Here is a 15,718-nt window from a genome sequence, read left to right on the forward strand (position 1 = left end):
GGGAAAGCCGGACGCTGGGCAGAATATTCTTGAAATGCATGGCACGCATGATGTGGCAAAGGATGTCTCGCGGACAACTTGTTTGCAGACAGCCCGCGCAGCGCTTCGTTCCGCGTCCGGCGCCGAACCATGGGGAGACCTGCCGGCAACGTATAATGCGCAGCTCACCGCACACCGGCCCGGGTCGCCCCGATCAATGCCGCTGAGCGGTGTCGTGCATTCAACTCAGTCCAGCCCGTGTCATGACCGCCTCCTCTTCCGCTCCGCTGCAACCTCTCAACACCATCGCCCTGCCCAAGCCGGGTCAGCGCCTCGATCTGCCGCTGCTGCACGGTTCCGCCGACGCGGCCGCATTGGCGCAACTCGCCAGCACTGGGCAGAAGCTACTGGTCATCACGGCCAACCCGCTCGACGCGCAACGCCTGAAAGAAGAGATCGCGTGGTTCGCGCCGGACGTCAAAGCGCACCTGCTGCCGGACTGGGAAACGCTGCCCTACGATAATTTCTCGCCGCATCAGGACCTGATCTCCGAACGTCTGGCGACACTGCACGCGATCCAACGCGGTGACTCGGACCTGACGCTGGTGCCCGCCTCCACCGCGTTGTACCGCATGGCGCCGCCCTCCTACATGGCGGCCTACACCTTCTTCCTCAAGGCCAAGGCAAAGCTCAATCTGGACGCGCTGCGCAACCAGATGACGATTGCCGGTTATGACCATGTCACGCAGGTCATCCGCCCCGGCGAGTTCTCGGTGCGCGGCGGCCTGATCGATCTGTTCCCGATGGGCGCGGCCATGCCTTACCGCATCGACCTGTTCGATGACGAAATCGACACCATCCGCACCTTCGATCCGGACACGCAACGCACGCTGTTTCCCGTGCCGGAAATACGCATGCTGCCGGCGCGCGAATTCCCGCTCGACGACAAGGCGCGCACCTCGTTCCGCCAGCGCTTCCGCGAGGCTTTCGAGGGCGACCCGACGAAATCCATCATCTACAAGGACATCTCGAACGGCATCGCCTCGCCAGGCATCGAGTACTACCTGACGCTGTTCTTCGAAGAAACGGCAACGATCTTCGACTACCTGCCCAAAGACGTAGTACTCGTTACGCACAAAGACGTGCCCGCTGCCGTCGACGCGTTCTGGGTCGAGGCCAACAGCCGCTACAAGCTCATGGCCGGTGATCGCGTGCGACCACTGCTGCCACCCGACCAGCTCTTCCTGCCCGCTGAGCAGTTCTTCACAGCAGCGAAGGTATTGCCGCGACTCGCCATGAGCGAAGCTGGCGCCGGCATGCCGACGACATCGCCATTGCCCGACCTCGGTGTCGAGCGCAAGGCGAACGACCCGCTGCACAAGCTCAAGAACTACCTCAACAACTTCACGTGGCGCGTGCTGATCCTCGCCGAGTCCGCGGGTCGTCAGCAGACCATCAATGAGTACTTCGCCGAGTACGGTCTCAAGCCAGCCGCCAGTGCGGACCTCGACGGCTTCCTGTCGAGCGATGCCAAGCTGTCCCTGTCCGTCGGGCCGCTCAGCAACGGTTTCGTACTGCCGGGCGCGAACATCGCCATCCTCACCGAGAACGAGTTGTACGCCAGCCAGGCGCGCCCGCGCGGACGTGGTCGCGATGCGCGCAAGACTTCCGTCGAGGGCTGGCTCAAGGATCTTTCCGAGCTCAAGGCCGGCGACCCCGTCGTGCACGCCAGCCACGGCATCGGCCGCTACCTCGGCCTGATCCACATGGACCTCGGCGAAGGCGACACCGAGTTCCTGCATCTGGAATACGCGGACGACACCAAGCTCTACGTGCCGGTATCGCAACTGCATGTCATCACGCGCTATGCCGGCGCCGATCCCGAAGCCGTGCAGCTGCACAAGCTCGGCAGCGGCCAATGGGAAAAGGCCAAGAAGAAAGCGGCCGCGCAGGTGCGCGATACGGCCGTCGAGCTGCTGCAGCTCTACGCGCAACGCGCTGCACGGCCGGGCCACAAGTTCGACTTCCAGCAGCACGATCTCGATGCATTCGCCGAGGGCTTCGGCTTCGAAGAAACGGGCGACCAGCTCACAGCCATCAACGCCGTCGTCGAAGACATGCGCTCGGGCCGGCCAATGGATCGTCTGGTCTGCGGCGACGTGGGCTTCGGCAAGACGGAAGTCGCCCTACGCGCCGCCTTCATCGCCATCTCCGACGGCAAGCAGGTCGCCGTGCTGTGTCCGACCACGCTGCTCGCCGAGCAGCACTATCAAACGTTTGCAGACCGCTTCGCCGACTGGCCGGTGAAGGTCGCCGAGATCTCGCGTTTCCGCAGCGCCAAGGAGCAGACCGAGGCACTCGAGCTGCTAGCCGAAGGCAAGGTCGACATCCTCATCGGCACGCACCGCCTGCTGCAGAAGGACGTGGAGTTCAAGCAGCTCGGCCTCGTCATCATTGACGAAGAGCACCGCTTCGGCGTGCGCCAGAAGGAAGCGCTCAAGGCGCTGCGCAAGGACGTCGACATCCTCACGCTCACCGCCACGCCGATTCCGCGCACGCTGGGCATGGCGATGGAAGGCTTGCGCGAGTTTTCCGTCATCGCCACGGCGCCGCAGAAGCGCCTCTCCATCAAGACCTTCGTGCAAGGCTGGTCGAAGGGCGTGGTGCGCGAAGCCGTGCTGCGCGAGTTCAAGCGCGGCGGCCAGGTGTACTTCCTGCACAACGAAGTCGACACCATCGAGAACATGCGCGAGGCGCTCACCGAGCTGTTGCCGGAAGCACGCATCGTCGTCGGCCACGGCCAGTTGCCGGAGCGCGAACTCGAACGCGTGATGAAGGACTTCACCGCGCAGCGCGCCAACCTGCTGCTGTGTACGACCATCATCGAGACGGGTATCAACATCCCGACGGCGAATACCATCGTCATCAACCGTGCCGATCGCTTTGGACTCGCGCAGCTGCACCAGCTACGTGGCCGCGTCGGTCGCTCGCACCATCAGGCCTACGCCTACCTGCTGACGGATGCCGGCGTGAAGCCGAGCGCTAACGCGCAGAAACGTCTCGAAGCCATCACCATGATGGAAGACCTCGGTTCCGGCTTCTTCCTCGCCATGCACGACCTGGAGATCCGCGGCGCGGGCGAAGTGCTCGGCGACTCGCAATCCGGCGAAATCCAGCAGGTCGGTTTCTCGCTGTACACGCAGATGCTCAAGCGCGCCGTGAAGGCGCTACAAAGCGGCAAGGACGTCGACCTCGCGCAACCGCTCGAAGCCACCTCCGAGATCAATCTGCATACGCCCGCCCTGCTGCCGAACGCCTATTGCAGCGACGTGCAGGAGCGCCTGACGCTCTACAAGCGCATGGCCAATGCCGACAGCACGGAAGATTTGCAGGACATCCAGGAAGAGCTGATCGACCGCTTCGGCGAGATGCCAGCGCAGACCCTCGCCCTGATGGAAACGCACCGCTTGCGTCTTGCCGCCAAGCCTTTCGGCATCATCAAGATCGACGCGTCGGAGAACCGTATCAACCTGCAGTTCGAACCCAACCCGCCAGTCGAGCCGATCAAGATCATTCAGCTGATCCAGAAGAACCGTCACTACAAGCTCGCAGGCCAGGACAAGCTCACCGTGACCGTGTATTCCGAAACCCTGAAGGATCGCGTGGCGCGCGTGAAGGATGTCTTCAAGGCCCTGAGCTAAGTCGCCAGGCATAAAAAAACCGCACCCTAGGGTGCGGTTTTTCTTTGTCCGGGAATATCCAGATCAACGCTCGACGAAAGCGCGCTCGATCACGTAGTCGCCAGGCGTGCCAACGTGCGGCGAAATCTTGAAACCACGCTCTTCGAGCAGATCAGCTGTGTCCTTGTTCATGGATGGGCTACCACAGATCATCACGCGATCTGTTTCAGCATTCAGCGGAGGAAGACCCAGGTCATCGGTCATCTTGTTGGTGATGATCAGGTCCGTCAGACGACCCTGATTGCGATACGGCTCACGCGTCACGCTGGGGTAGTACAGCAGCTTGTCGCGCACCATCTCACCAAGGAACTCGTCGTCATGCAGTTCCTTGCTGATGTATTCCTGATAGGCCAGTTCGCTGACGGTACGCACGCCATGGAACAGGATCACTTTCTCAAAGCGCTCATACGCTTCCGGATCGCGGATCAGGCTCATGAAGGGCGCCAGACCGGTGCCCGTGCCGAACAGATACAGATTCTTGCCAGGATTCAGGTCATCCAGCACCAGCGTGCCGGTCGGCTTCTTGCCGATCAGGATCTCGTCGCCTTCCTTCAGATGCTGGAGGCGTGACGTCAGCGGACCGTTCTGAACCTTGATGCTGAAGAACTCCAGATGCTCTTCGTAGTTCGCGCTGGCGATGCTGTAAGCGCGCAGCAGCGGCTTGCCTTCGACTTCCAGGCCGATCATGACGAAGTGACCGTTGCGGAAACGGAAACTCGAATCGCGCGTGGTCTTGAAGCTGAACAGGGAGTCGTTCCAGTGATGAACGCTCAGGACTTTTTCGGGGGCTACGGCTGCCATTTTTGGCTACTCGCTTTGTTTATCAATGATGTATTTATATTCCACAGAAGCCGACTACGTAAGCACTTGTGGCTAATCTGGACATAACAGCAGGTTATCAGGCTCAAGCAATTGATTTAAAGCAAAAATCTGAATTAACAAATGCTCTTTCGGAATACTGGCCAGCAATGACAAAGCCCGCCGAAGCGGGCCTTGGTCACCTGATTGCCGGAACTCAGGCTGCGTAGGAACGCATACGCAGCGAAAGCTCGCGCAATTGCTGCACGCCACTCTCTTCTGCACGGTGGCACCAGTCCTGCAGGTGCTTGAGCAATTGCTCGCTGGAAGCAGAGGAGCGTGCCCACAGCGTCGACAACTCCTCACGCATTGCATGCAGCTTCTCCAGCTTCGGGCTGTGCGCCAGAGCCTCCGCCAGCTGCGTGCGTGCATTGACCGACAGCGTATGTGCGTCAGCCAGCAGTGCGCCACGCATCTTGCGCATGTCGACACCCTTCGTCGTACGCAGATGCGCCAGCTCTTCCGCGTACACCTTCTGCAACGACTTCACGTAGCGCGTCATCACGTCATAACGATGCGTGATGACGTTTTGCAGCATGTCCAGATCGATCACATTGCGTGCTTCGCCAATACGCGGCACCGGGATGGTCTTCTTGACCTTGGCCAGACCGAGCATTTCGAGGATGCGGATGTACATCCAGCCGATGTCGAACTCGTACCACTTCGACGACAGCTTGGCCGACGTTGCATAGGTATGGTGGTTGTTGTGCAGCTCTTCACCACCGATCCAGATACCCCATGGAATCAGGTTGCGCGAAGCATCGGCACACTCGTAGTTGCGATAGCCCCAATAATGGCCGGCACCGTTGATCACACCAGCCGCCCAGAACGGAATCCAGGCCATCTGCACCAACCAGATCAGCGCGCCCGGCACGACACCGAACACAACCATATTCACGACCATGGTGATCGCCACACCGAGCTTCTGGTAGCGGCTGAAAACGTTGCGTTCCATCCAGTCGTCCGGCGTGCCATGGCCGTAACGCTCCATGGTTTCCTTGTTGCGCGTTTCCTTGACGTACAGCAGAACGCCAGCAAACAGCACGCGCTTGATACCGAGAATCTGCGGGCTGTGCGGATCTTCAGCCGTTTCACACTTGGCGTGATGCTTACGGTGAATCGCCGCCCATTGTTTGGTGACCATACCCGTGGTCAACCACAACCAGGCGCGGAAGAACAGACTCGGCAGCGCGTGCAGATCCAGGGCGCGGTGAGCCTGATGACGGTGCAGGAAAATCGTGACCGACGCGATCGTGATGTGCGTGAGTACCAGTACGCACAGCACGTACTCCCACCAGGTCAAATCCACTAAACCAGAAAACATAAAATCCTTGAACAGTACGGCTCTGTTGCCAGCTCATTGGCTGGGATTCCAAATACGGTCTAGAGCCTGAACCTGAATTTGGACGCGCGATTGTACGTGATGTCTACGTCAGACCCCGAATGCGCTGAAGCGGTTTGTCACAAATTGACGATTAATCACTTGCATGACTTGACAAGCGGCGATAGGGGCGGCTAATGTCAAAGCATGATTTCGTTGCAGCACATTGTGCTCTACACCCTCGCTGTACTCTCCTCGCTGACTGCCGCACTGCTGGCACGTCGGCTGCTGCGCCCCGCGCGCAGATAAAAACACTCCCCTCGCTTTGGCTCTGACCGCACCATCTGACGATGGTTCGGTTGGCTGCGTCATTTCTACGCCCCAAACCCCGGATTTCACATGATTTTTCCATTGCTCCTGCTACGACTGCCCACCGGACGACCGGCCTTGAACTGGCTGCCGCTCGTCCTTGCCCAGGCCACCCGCTGAGTCAGCAATCGAATCAGATACCGAACGCAATTGGAGCAATCAAATGTTGAAGCAACCGAACACCAAATATCAGGCTTTCCCACCGATCCAGCTCGCTGACCGAAGCTGGCCGGGCAAGACGATCACGCGCCCGCCGATCTGGATGAGTACCGATCTGCGCGATGGCAATCAGGCCTTGTTCGAGCCGATGTCAGCCGCACGCAAGTTGTCGATGTTCGAGATGCTGTGCGAAATCGGCTTCAAGGAAATCGAAGTAGCATTCCCTTCCGCCTCGCAGACCGATTTCGATTTCGTGCGCAAGCTCGTCGAGGAAAACCGCATTCCGCAGGACGTGACCGTCGAAGTGCTGACGCAGGCGCGCGACCACCTCATCCGTCGCAGCTTCGAAAGCCTCAAGGGCGCGCGCCGCGCGATCATGCATGTCTACAACGCGACGGCGCCTAACTTCCGCCGCGTCGTGTTCAACGTCGATCGCGCCGGCTGTATCAAGATCGCGACGGAAGCGGCCAAGCTCGTGCGTGAATGCGCCGAAGCACAGCCGGAGACCGAATGGGTCTTCCAGTACAGCCCGGAAACCTTCTCCTCGACCGAACTCGATTTCGCACTTGAGATCAGCGAACGCGTTTTCGAAATCTGGCAGCCCACGAAAGAACGCCCCGCCATCCTCAATCTGCCAGCAACGGTCGAAGCGGCGACACCGAACGTCTATGCCGACCAGGTCGAATGGATGTGTCGCAACCTGTCGAACCGCGAAGCCATCATCGTTAGCGTGCATCCGCACAATGACCGTGGCACTGCCGTCGCTGCCGCCGAGCTTGCCGTCATGGCCGGCGCGGATCGCGTCGAAGGCTGCTTGTTCGGCAATGGCGAACGCACGGGCAACGTCGACCTCGTAACGCTCGCCTTGAATCTCTATTCGCAAGGCATCGACCCGCAACTCGATTTCTCGCGCATCAACCACATTGCGCGCACCGCCGAGGAATGCACGCAATTGCCGATTCACCCGCGTCATCCCTATGTTGGTGATCTGGTGTTCACGGCCTTCTCCGGCTCGCACCAGGATGCGATCAAGAAGGGCTTTGCCGCGCAGGATCCGAACGCCTTGTGGGAAGTGCCCTACCTGCCGGTCGACCCGGCGGATCTTGGCCGCACCTATGACTCCATCATTCGCGTCAACAGCCAGTCCGGCAAGGGCGGTATCGCTTACCTGATGGAGTCTGCCTACGGTCTCGTGATGCCGCGGCGCATGCAGGTGGAATTCTCGGCGGAAGTTCAGCAAGTCATGGACGACACCGGCGAGGAGCAAAGCGCGCAGGACATCTGGGCGATCTTCGAGCGTGCCTACCTCTCCGATGACTTGCCTGTCACCCTGCTCGCCCACCGCCTCGAAGAATCGCGTGACCACCATGGGGTCGAGCTCGATGTGATGGTCAATGGCAAGCCGCGCCGTCTGCGTGGCGAGGGCAACGGTCCGCTCGACGCAGCCTTGCGCGCCCTCGGCCTGCCTTTGTCGATCCACAGTTTCGAAGAGCGCTCGCTGGGTATCGGTGGCGATGCCCGCGCGGTGGCCTTCCTCGAGATCGCCAGCCCGGACATGGCCGGCACGCTGTTCGGTGCAGGCTGTTCGTCCAGCATCGTCGAAGCCTCGCTGCGCGCACTGATCTCTGCCGCAAACCGCCTCGTCACCCGTGATGAAAAACTCCGGGAAGTGCTTGAGGCCTCGCTCAGCACGGTCTGAAGGACTTGATTGGCGGCAATAGAGCTGATTGCCACCCGATATCCGGCGCCCTCCCGGGCGCCGGTTCGTCTAGACTGCAGACTGAATCATCCAGTCTGCGACCCATGAGCGAACCCGCCGATCAGCCTGCAAAGATTTCCTCCAGCCTGTCACGGCAGGCACTCGACGAATGCCGCACGGCACTGCTCGACACGCTTGGCGGCGTACTGCGCGACTTCAAATACATCGACATCGGCGTCGTCGATGCCACGCTCAGCGCAGCACGTGAGCAGTTCGATCAGCTTGCAGGTCTGCGCGATCGCAAGACTTTCGAAAGCCAGCGCAGCCTGACTGCCTCGCGCATCAGCCTGGTGCACGAGGACGATCTGGAATTCTCGATCCGCCTTTCCGACCTTGCCCAGCAACTGCGGGAAAGCTGCGAACTGCAGCTGGGTCAGCTACACCTGCGCTTCATGACTCTGCTCGACCAGCAGGAAGCGGCGCCGGAACAATTGCCTGTCGGCCCGGAAACAGTCGGCAGTGCAGTGCGCGCCCTTGCCGCCGAGGCAGGTCTGACAGGTGACGAGCGCATCCGCCTGCTTCAGGACATGCGCAGCACCTTGATATCGCGCCTGCGAGCGCTCTACCAGAACCTGAATGCAAGGCTCGACGAGCTGGGCATCGAACAGAAGTCCTTGCTACGCGCCCCGTCCGATCGCCCAGCCGCGCGCAATGCCGTCAGCATGGAACAGGCGCCGGCCGCCGCCCCTACGCCACAAAGCCAGGCGCTCGATCCGATGCTCGCGGGTGCGCTGCGTGACCGCATGATTTCCTGGCTCGATGAACAACTCGCGGGCGGTAGTAACACGCCACAGGTGGCACGCCAATTGGGCCGCACTGAACTGGCCGGGCTCCTGCCGAACGAATCTCGCCAAGCGGTCGATTGCATCGAACGCGTGCTTGATCGACTGGCCGCACATCCCGATATCCCTCCTGCAGCCAAGCAACCGCTGGAAGGCCTGCGGGTGCCTTTGCTCAAGCTGGCCCTGCGCGCACCGGAGTTCGTGAATCAACCTGAGCACCCGGCGCGAAAGCTGCTCACCGCGCTCGCGCGCGAGGCGAGCGAATTGCCGCCGGATGCTGCGCCAGGCACGACACAGCTCAATCTGATCGAAGCCAGCGTGTCGCGCCTGACGCGCGAATACACCACCGACGCAGCAGTGTTCGCCGAGGTACTGGCAGTACTTGAGAACGCACGCCACGAACGCCTCGCGGCGCTGACACGGCGCGTCGAGTCTTATGCAGAAGGCATCCGTATCGAAGAGCGCAGCGAGCTCGCGCGTCGCCATGCCTCGAAAGCCATCCGCGCCTTGTGTGCGCAGGAACCTCCGCGCACAGTGCAGCTATTTCTTGAACATTACTGGAGTGTGGTGCTGCGCCGTACTCTGACCACCTATGGCGAGCGCAGCGAAGAATGGACGCAAGCGCTGAAGGTCGCCGATGGCCTCATCTGGAGCATGCAGCCGAAGCCCGAGGGCGCAGAGCGCGATCGGTTGGCGAGCATGTTGCCGCGCCTCGCCCAGCACTTGCAGAATGGCCTGGACGCCATTCGCGTCAAGGCAGAAACGCGTGACAAGTTGCTTGAGCGCTTTGCCTCCCTGCACGCGGAATCCCTGCAAGGGCGCGATCCGCGCCTGATCGAGCCAAGCGTCTCCGCGCCCGCGGACGACGCATCGCGTCTGGACAAGGTTTCGGGTACGGAGGGCCTGCAGATACTGCGACGCCCGGGTTACCTGCCGCGCGAGCCGGAGATCCCGGCGGCATTGAGCGCGCTCGAAATCGGCCAGAGCTTGCGACTCGTGCTCCCGGGCGGCATTCCCGGCAGCGGCGTGATCGCAGCCATCACACCTGCCCGTCAGGTTTTCCTGCTGCAGATGCGGCCGGACAACAAGCCACTCGCTGTGGCATGGTCGGAAATTGCACGCCAACAAGCAGCGGGCACCCTGGGGTTCTCACGGGCGCCTGCGCTGTTTGACCTGTAGCTGACGTGCAAGGCTAGACCGAAGCGCCGGGCAGCTGCTTGGCAGCAGCCTTCGGTTGCGGCATGTCGATGCCTTCCGCGATGAAACGCGCCAGCACGGCGCGCTGGATGTTCGAACGTACCGACAAGGTTCCCTGAAGCGGATCGTTGATCCAGACCCCCAGTTCGAGCTTGATACCTACGTCGGTGAACTCCGCCAGAGAAGCGCGTGGCGCGGGCTCCTCCAGCACGCGCTTTTCAGCCGCGGCGACCTCTTCGAGAATCTGCAAGGCCCTTTCCGTGTCCTGCCCGTATGCCACCGGCACGACAATGGCGACACGCATGCGTGACAGCGTGAAGGTCTCGTTCTGCACGACTGCGCCAACCAGCAGCTCGTTCGGCACGATGAAGTGCGTGCCATTGCCGCCGCCCAGCACGGTGTAGCGCGTGGTGATCTGCAACACCTCGCCCCGCGTGTCCGCGCCGATCTGGATCAGATTGCCGATGCGGATGGAGCGGTCGAGCAAGATGATGAAGCCCGACACATAGTTACTGGCGATCTTCTGCATGCCAAGACCCAGCCCGACACCCAATGCGCCACCAAAGACCGACAGCGTCGTGATGTCGAGACCGACCAGTGACATGCCAAGCAACACTGCAACGAACAACAGGAGTGCTTTGACAATACGCGAGAAAACCACGCGCAAGCTGCTATCGAGACCTTGCGCCGCGTGCAGGCGTGCATCGACGATTCCACCCAGCCACAAGGCGGTGATCACCGTGACGACGACCGTAGTCAGCCCTTGCAGGATCTGCCAGAGCGAGATATGCCCTTTGCCGATGTGCAGGGAATAACTATCGAGCCACTGGATGATTTCCGGCAACACGCCAAGGATGTCGAGCGCGACGGCACACCATATGAGCGTGGCGGCCGAGCGTTCGAAATTGGCCAGCCAGCCTGAGGGCGCGAAAACATTGCGCAATGCGAACACGACAATGCGCACGCCCGCCATCGCCAACATCAACTGTATGGCGATACCGATCAGATGCAGCTTCCAGCCAAGATGGAAAGCGATGACACGCGCCACGAACAGCAGCAGGACGGCCGTCAGCGGAAACGCCAGGCGTTTCGCACCCTGCTCCTGGAGTGCCGGACGGACACGTCGCTGCCGCAACGCGCGCGCCAGCAGCGCCGCAGTCACCAGCACGACGGCGATGACGATCAGCTCACGCAGCGTGGCGACGTCGCTCAGACTTGCCATGAGACTGGCAATCAGGGCTGTGATATCCATGCTGTGCGGTCCTGCGCCTCTCAGCCCTTGCGCGTCATGACGGTTGCAAAGAAGCCGTCGGTACCGTGTTCGAGTGGCGTGAGACGCAGACGTGAACCGGTATCCAGTGCAATCTTCTGCGCGGCCAGAAGCTCATTCACCGGCTGTTCGACGAATTCAGGATGCGCGGCGAGGAAAGCATCGACGATGGCATCGTTCTCCTCCGTCAGCAGCGAACAGGTTGCATAGACGAGGCGCCCACCTACCTTTACCAGCTTTGCGGCGGCGGCAAGAATCGAAGCTTGCTTGTCGACCAGTTCCGACACACCGACTTGCGTCTGACGCCACTTGAGATCGGGGTTGCGGCGCAAGGTACCGATACCGCTGCAGGGCGCATCGACCAGCACGCGATCCATCTTGCCGGCCAGCTTCTTGAGACGCTTGTCGCCCTCGTGCGCAATGGCAGTCGGATGCACGTTGGAAAGCCCGGAGCGCGCCATGCGTGGCTTGAAGCGCGCCAGACGCTTCTCCGAGACGTCAAATGCATAGAGGCGCCCGGTCGAGCGCATCAATGCGCCAAGCAACAAGGTCTTGCCACCGGCACCTGCGCAGAAATCAGCAATCATTTCGCTACGCTTCGCGCCGACAAGAATCGCCAGCAACTGACTGCCCTCATCCTGCACTTCGATGCTGCCATCAAGGAACAGCGGATGTTTCTGCAGCGCCACCTTGTCGTCCATGCGGATCGCATAGGGAGAGTAGTCACCCGGCTTGCTGCCGAAATTGTCGGCCGCAAGGCGGGCCATGGCGGCGTCTCGCTCGATCTTGAGCGGATTGACGCGCATATCGAGCGGTGCGGGCGAATTCAGGGCATCGGCCATCGCAATGAGGCGCTCTTCACCGTATTGCGCCAGCAGACGTTCGGTGAGCCAGTCTGGCAGATCGCAGCGCTCGCTCAGCGTCGGCGCCTCGACATCGGCAGTCTTTACCTCTGCCAACCAGGTGCGTTCGGACAGTGACAACAAGGGTTCGAGCTGGCGGATGGAAAGTCCGTCGTAGCGCATCAACCAGACGATCAGGAGCTTGCGCGGGCCTACCGATTCTCCGGCTACGCGGCGCAGCTGGCGCAGGTGACGCACAACGCCATAGACCGATTCGGCGACGAAAGCGCGGTCGGCCATGCCAAGTGCGCGTTGTCCACGGAAAAAGCCTGACAGGACACCGTCGGCGGGGTATTTGAAGTCGAGGACTTCATCGAGCGCCTGGGTCGCAGCGTCGAGCTGCTCGGCGGAAATTCGGAGGGCCATGAATTCGGGGGTGCAGGAAATGCAGCAGAGGAATGAGCCGGGATTATACGGCACCCGTCTGGCAGCCCCGCCCCAATCGCCACTTCAGCTGTTGTGTCAGTCGACGACGGCAGCAGCCGAGCTCGGGCGCGTACCGACGACCTGGCCGTTCAGTTCGACCTCTTCGGCCTTCAGGTCGTAGGTTCCGTTGTTATCTTCGACGCGGATACGCACCGGCGCATTGCTCCAGTCGTTCGCCAGCCAGATGTCGATCTTCAACGATCCGTTACGCGCCTCGGCATGGAACTGGCGAGCGCTGATCGATCCGAGCGGCAGCTGCAATGCCTGCGAAGGCCGCTGCTCGATGCTTACGCGGCTGACCGAACCACGAAAGGTGACGACGAACACGTCGAAATTCGGGGCGCCAGGCGGCTGCAACGACATGAAATGCGTCAAGGCCAGCATGTCCAGCGCATAGCCACCGGTTTCGACTTCGCGCGGACTGCCCTTGCGAACCTGCTTGATCGTGTTGCCCGCCGCATCGAACTGGGTCTCGTATTGAGCCGCATTGAAGGTTTCACGAAAGCTGTCGGACACCGGCCGCCCGGCCACGATGCGCCCGCTGGACTCCTGTTTGATGAGCTCGCCCTTGATCGGCACGGAACCACGCAGTGAAGCGGAGAACTGTGTGTCATCGCGTGACCATTCCTGCACGCCAGTTACGGTCAGTCCGTAGTAGCTCGATATGTAGCGCACACGCCCTTGCCGAGCCCAGCCGCTTATATCCGCCAGCGGTGCCGACGTCGCTTGCGCCACGGCCTGCGATTGCGCTTCTGGTGCGGATGCCGCAGTCGCTACGTCTACAGTCGGCGCCGATTGCGGGAGCTGATCCGCGGCGGAAGTCGCCTCAGCCAATGGCGCGCTGCTTTCGACCGGGGTGTCGCCGAGCGAGGCCATGGGCGCGTCGGCAAGCGGCGGTGCAGGTTGCTTCGGTTTCGCCGGTTTCGGCGCAGGCCTGGGCGCGACCATCTGTGGTTCGGTAACCGGCGCCGCCAGCAATACCGCGGAGAGCGGCTTCCCGCCCAGATCCTCGTCTTCCGGCAATTGCCAGCCGGGTACCAGCAAGGCCGTGAGGTGCACCGCCACCGAAACGCTGACTGCGAGAGAAAGTACCGTTACGCGCATACCATCAGGATTTGATCATGACCCGGCCGGGCTGCGGCTCAGCCAGGAGAGGCCACCTCGACGAGCGGTACGCTCCAGCCTTCAGCGCCGGATTCGGCATCGCGGATACGCGCACGCCCGGCAGCCAGCTCCACCCTGCCCTCGACAAACCAACGCACGGCCTGCGGGTAGATGCGATGTTCCTGGGCCAGCACGCGCGCAGACAGCGCCTTCTCGTCGTCATCGTCACATACCGGCACGGCGGCCTGGATGATGATGGGGCCACAATCAAGATCGGCCGTTACGAAATGCACGCTCGCGCCATGCAGCTTCACGCCACTCTCCAGCGCCCGTGCATGGGTGTGCAAGCCAGGGAACGACGGCAGCAAAGACGGGTGGATATTGATCAGCCGGCCCGCGTAGTGGGCGACAAAATCAGGCGTGAGCACGCGCATGAAACCGGCCAGCACGACCAGATCAGGCGCGTAACCATCAATGACAGTGGCTAGCTCGGCGTCAAAAGCCTCGCGGCTGGCAAAGGCCTTGTGATCCACCACGGCCGTAGCAATGCCGCGTGCCTGCCCAAAGCCCAGGCCGGCGGCATCCGCGCGATTGGCGATCACTGCAGCGATGCGGGCCTCCGGAATGGCGGCGTTGATGATGGCTTCCATATTGCTGCCGCGACCGGAGATGAGGATGACGACGTTTTTACTCATGACTTGTTGCTTGGAAAATTCGTGAAAGTCGAATCAGGCAGGCTTGCCGCGCGACTTGAGCCACGCAAACACGACCGGCAGCAGGGAAAGACCGATGATGGCCAAAATGAAAATGCTCAGATTGCTGCGCACGAACGGGATGTTTGCAAAGAAATAGCCCGCATACGTCAGCGAACCAATCCAGATCGCGCCGCCAAGAATGTCGAGAGGCAGGAACCGATGCCAATCCATCTTCGCCACGCCTGCTACAAAAGGCGCGAAGGTGCGCACGATGGGCAGGAAGCGGGCAATGATGATGGTCTTGCCGCCGTGATGCTCGAAGTAGGCATGCGTCTTGTCGAAAGCCGCGCGATTGAAAAGGCGTGAGTTTTCCCAGCGGAACACACGTGGCCCGATCAGGCGCCCGACCCAGTAATTGAGATTGTCACCAAGCACGGCCGCGCAGAACAGCAGCAAGGCGAGCAGGTGGACATCCATATTGCCCGTCGCCGCGAGCCCGCCTGCTACAAACAGCAAGGAGTCGCCAGGCAGGAACGGCGCAACGACCAGCCCTGTCTCACAGAAGATGATGAGGAACAGGATGGCGTAAATCCAGGGCCCGTATTGCGCGGCCAGTTCCGCCAGATGCTTGTCCAGATGAAGAATGATGTCGACGAATTGCAGAATGAAGTCCATGGGGCATGCCGGGCGAGGAATCAAGTTCGCCATGATAGAGCATGGCGTTGTGTCGGCAGCCGTTACGGACGACATGATCTTTGTCAGATAGTTGATGTTTTTTCTAGTTTCGCGACCTAAATACTGGATTTTTATAAAACTATGAACAATAACGAGTCATCTACCCAAGCAGCCTGAGGCTCCGGCATCGACTGCAGACTTTCGCTGAGGCGGGAGAAAGACTCATGCAAAAAACACTGCTGCTGGCGCTGATCGCGACGGCTGTAACCAGTTGCAATCGCTCGGCCCATGCCGAAAACAGAGCCAAGTCGCCAAACAATGTTCGCAAGTTACCCTTGGGTGGCAGCCTTCGTAACGGAGAAAACGGCGAGCAGGCAACACGCGAGAGCCCCGCTGTCACCCACTGACACGGAGCTCGACTCGATTCGTTGATTCGGGACGGTCGCTGCAGGCGCGCTCGTATGCCGCGGGCCGTGAAATCA

At 61.0% G+C, this 15,718-nt stretch carries 12 protein-coding genes; 5 read left to right on the top strand and 7 right to left on the bottom strand.

All coding sequences use genetic code 11. The annotated features are described in order from the left end of the window. Positions 1-242 precede the first annotated feature (242 nt). Complete coding sequence (mfd, locus tag VVD49_RS14950; RefSeq protein ID WP_327600010.1) at positions 243-3,680, top strand: transcription-repair coupling factor; 3,438 nt, start codon at positions 243-245, stop codon at positions 3,678-3,680. A gap of 63 nt (positions 3,681-3,743) precedes the next feature. Here the strand turns inward: mfd and VVD49_RS14955 are convergent, their stop codons facing one another. Then, a complete protein-coding gene (locus VVD49_RS14955; RefSeq protein WP_327600011.1) occupies positions 3,744-4,520 on the bottom strand; it encodes a ferredoxin--NADP reductase in 777 nt (258 codons plus the stop codon). 68 nt (positions 4,521-4,588) lie between these two features. Here VVD49_RS14955 and VVD49_RS14960 point away from each other — a divergent pair, with 68 nt between their 5' ends. After that, the gene (locus VVD49_RS14960) at positions 4,589-4,747 is read left to right on the top strand and encodes a hypothetical protein (RefSeq protein ID WP_327600012.1); all 159 of its coding nucleotides are present in this window, start codon (positions 4,589-4,591) and stop codon (positions 4,745-4,747) included. On the opposite strand, the gene VVD49_RS14965 is transcribed toward VVD49_RS14960, so the two are convergent. Continuing rightward, the gene (locus VVD49_RS14965) at positions 4,735-5,901 is read right to left on the bottom strand and encodes a DesA family fatty acid desaturase (protein ID WP_327600013.1); all 1,167 of its coding nucleotides are present in this window, start codon (positions 5,899-5,901) and stop codon (positions 4,735-4,737) included. The genes VVD49_RS14960 and VVD49_RS14965 overlap by 13 nt on opposite strands. A gap of 529 nt (positions 5,902-6,430) precedes the next feature. Between VVD49_RS14965 and leuA the strand changes: the two genes are divergently transcribed. Together leuA and VVD49_RS14975 are read left to right on the top strand one after the other, a co-directional pair. Beyond that, positions 6,431-8,125 (top strand): 2-isopropylmalate synthase, encoded by a 1,695-nt coding sequence (leuA, locus tag VVD49_RS14970; protein ID WP_327600014.1) that lies wholly within the window; start codon positions 6,431-6,433, stop codon positions 8,123-8,125. A 104-nt stretch (positions 8,126-8,229) separates the two neighbouring features. After that, positions 8,230-10,146: a DUF1631 family protein gene (locus VVD49_RS14975; RefSeq protein WP_327600015.1), complete on the top strand. Its 1,917-nt coding sequence runs from the start codon at positions 8,230-8,232 to the stop codon at positions 10,144-10,146. 13 nt (positions 10,147-10,159) lie between these two features. On the opposite strand, the gene VVD49_RS14980 is transcribed toward VVD49_RS14975, so the two are convergent. From VVD49_RS14980 to VVD49_RS15000, 5 genes are all read right to left on the bottom strand, one after another. Beyond that, complete coding sequence (locus VVD49_RS14980; protein ID WP_327600016.1) at positions 10,160-11,416, bottom strand: mechanosensitive ion channel family protein; 1,257 nt, start codon at positions 11,414-11,416, stop codon at positions 10,160-10,162. A 20-nt stretch (positions 11,417-11,436) separates the two neighbouring features. After that, a complete protein-coding gene (locus tag VVD49_RS14985; RefSeq protein ID WP_327600017.1) occupies positions 11,437-12,702 on the bottom strand; it encodes an RsmB/NOP family class I SAM-dependent RNA methyltransferase in 1,266 nt (421 codons plus the stop codon). Positions 12,703-12,798: 96 nt separating this feature from the next. Then, on the bottom strand, positions 12,799-13,827 hold the full coding sequence (locus tag VVD49_RS14990) for a DUF3108 domain-containing protein (protein ID WP_327600018.1): 1,029 nt from the start codon (positions 13,825-13,827) through the stop codon (positions 12,799-12,801). Between the two features lie 77 nt (positions 13,828-13,904). Beyond that, positions 13,905-14,561 carry a phosphoribosylglycinamide formyltransferase gene (gene purN / locus VVD49_RS14995; RefSeq protein WP_327600019.1) on the bottom strand — a complete coding sequence of 219 codons (657 nt, stop codon included), beginning with the start codon at positions 14,559-14,561 and terminating at the stop codon, positions 13,905-13,907. 33 nt (positions 14,562-14,594) lie between these two features. Further along, a complete protein-coding gene (locus tag VVD49_RS15000) occupies positions 14,595-15,236 on the bottom strand; it encodes a DedA family protein (RefSeq protein WP_327600020.1) in 642 nt (213 codons plus the stop codon). Positions 15,237-15,460: 224 nt separating this feature from the next. On the opposite strand from VVD49_RS15000, the gene VVD49_RS15005 reads away from it, so the two are divergent. After that, a complete protein-coding gene (locus VVD49_RS15005; RefSeq protein WP_327600021.1) occupies positions 15,461-15,643 on the top strand; it encodes a lipoprotein in 183 nt (60 codons plus the stop codon). Positions 15,644-15,718 lie beyond the last annotated feature (75 nt).

It is taken from the genome of Uliginosibacterium silvisoli (assembly GCF_036017035.1).
Taxonomy (GTDB): domain Bacteria; phylum Pseudomonadota; class Gammaproteobacteria; order Burkholderiales; family Rhodocyclaceae; genus Viridibacterium; species Viridibacterium silvisoli.

Coding starts and splice junctions, on each gene's coding strand:
- VVD49_RS14980 (WP_327600016.1), bottom strand. CDS start 11,416: ATGGATATCACAGCCCTGATTGCCAGTCTCATGGCAAGTCTGAGCGAC.
- VVD49_RS14975 (WP_327600015.1), top strand. CDS start 8,230: ATGAGCGAACCCGCCGATCAGCCTGCAAAGATTTCCTCCAGCCTGTCA.
- mfd (WP_327600010.1), top strand. CDS start 243: ATGACCGCCTCCTCTTCCGCTCCGCTGCAACCTCTCAACACCATCGCC.
- VVD49_RS14965 (WP_327600013.1), bottom strand. CDS start 5,901: ATGTTTTCTGGTTTAGTGGATTTGACCTGGTGGGAGTACGTGCTGTGC.
- leuA (WP_327600014.1), top strand. CDS start 6,431: ATGTTGAAGCAACCGAACACCAAATATCAGGCTTTCCCACCGATCCAG.
- VVD49_RS14955 (WP_327600011.1), bottom strand. CDS start 4,520: ATGGCAGCCGTAGCCCCCGAAAAAGTCCTGAGCGTTCATCACTGGAAC.
- VVD49_RS14985 (WP_327600017.1), bottom strand. CDS start 12,702: ATGGCCCTCCGAATTTCCGCCGAGCAGCTCGACGCTGCGACCCAGGCG.
- VVD49_RS15000 (WP_327600020.1), bottom strand. CDS start 15,236: ATGGACTTCATTCTGCAATTCGTCGACATCATTCTTCATCTGGACAAG.
- VVD49_RS15005 (WP_327600021.1), top strand. CDS start 15,461: ATGCAAAAAACACTGCTGCTGGCGCTGATCGCGACGGCTGTAACCAGT.
- purN (WP_327600019.1), bottom strand. CDS start 14,561: ATGAGTAAAAACGTCGTCATCCTCATCTCCGGTCGCGGCAGCAATATG.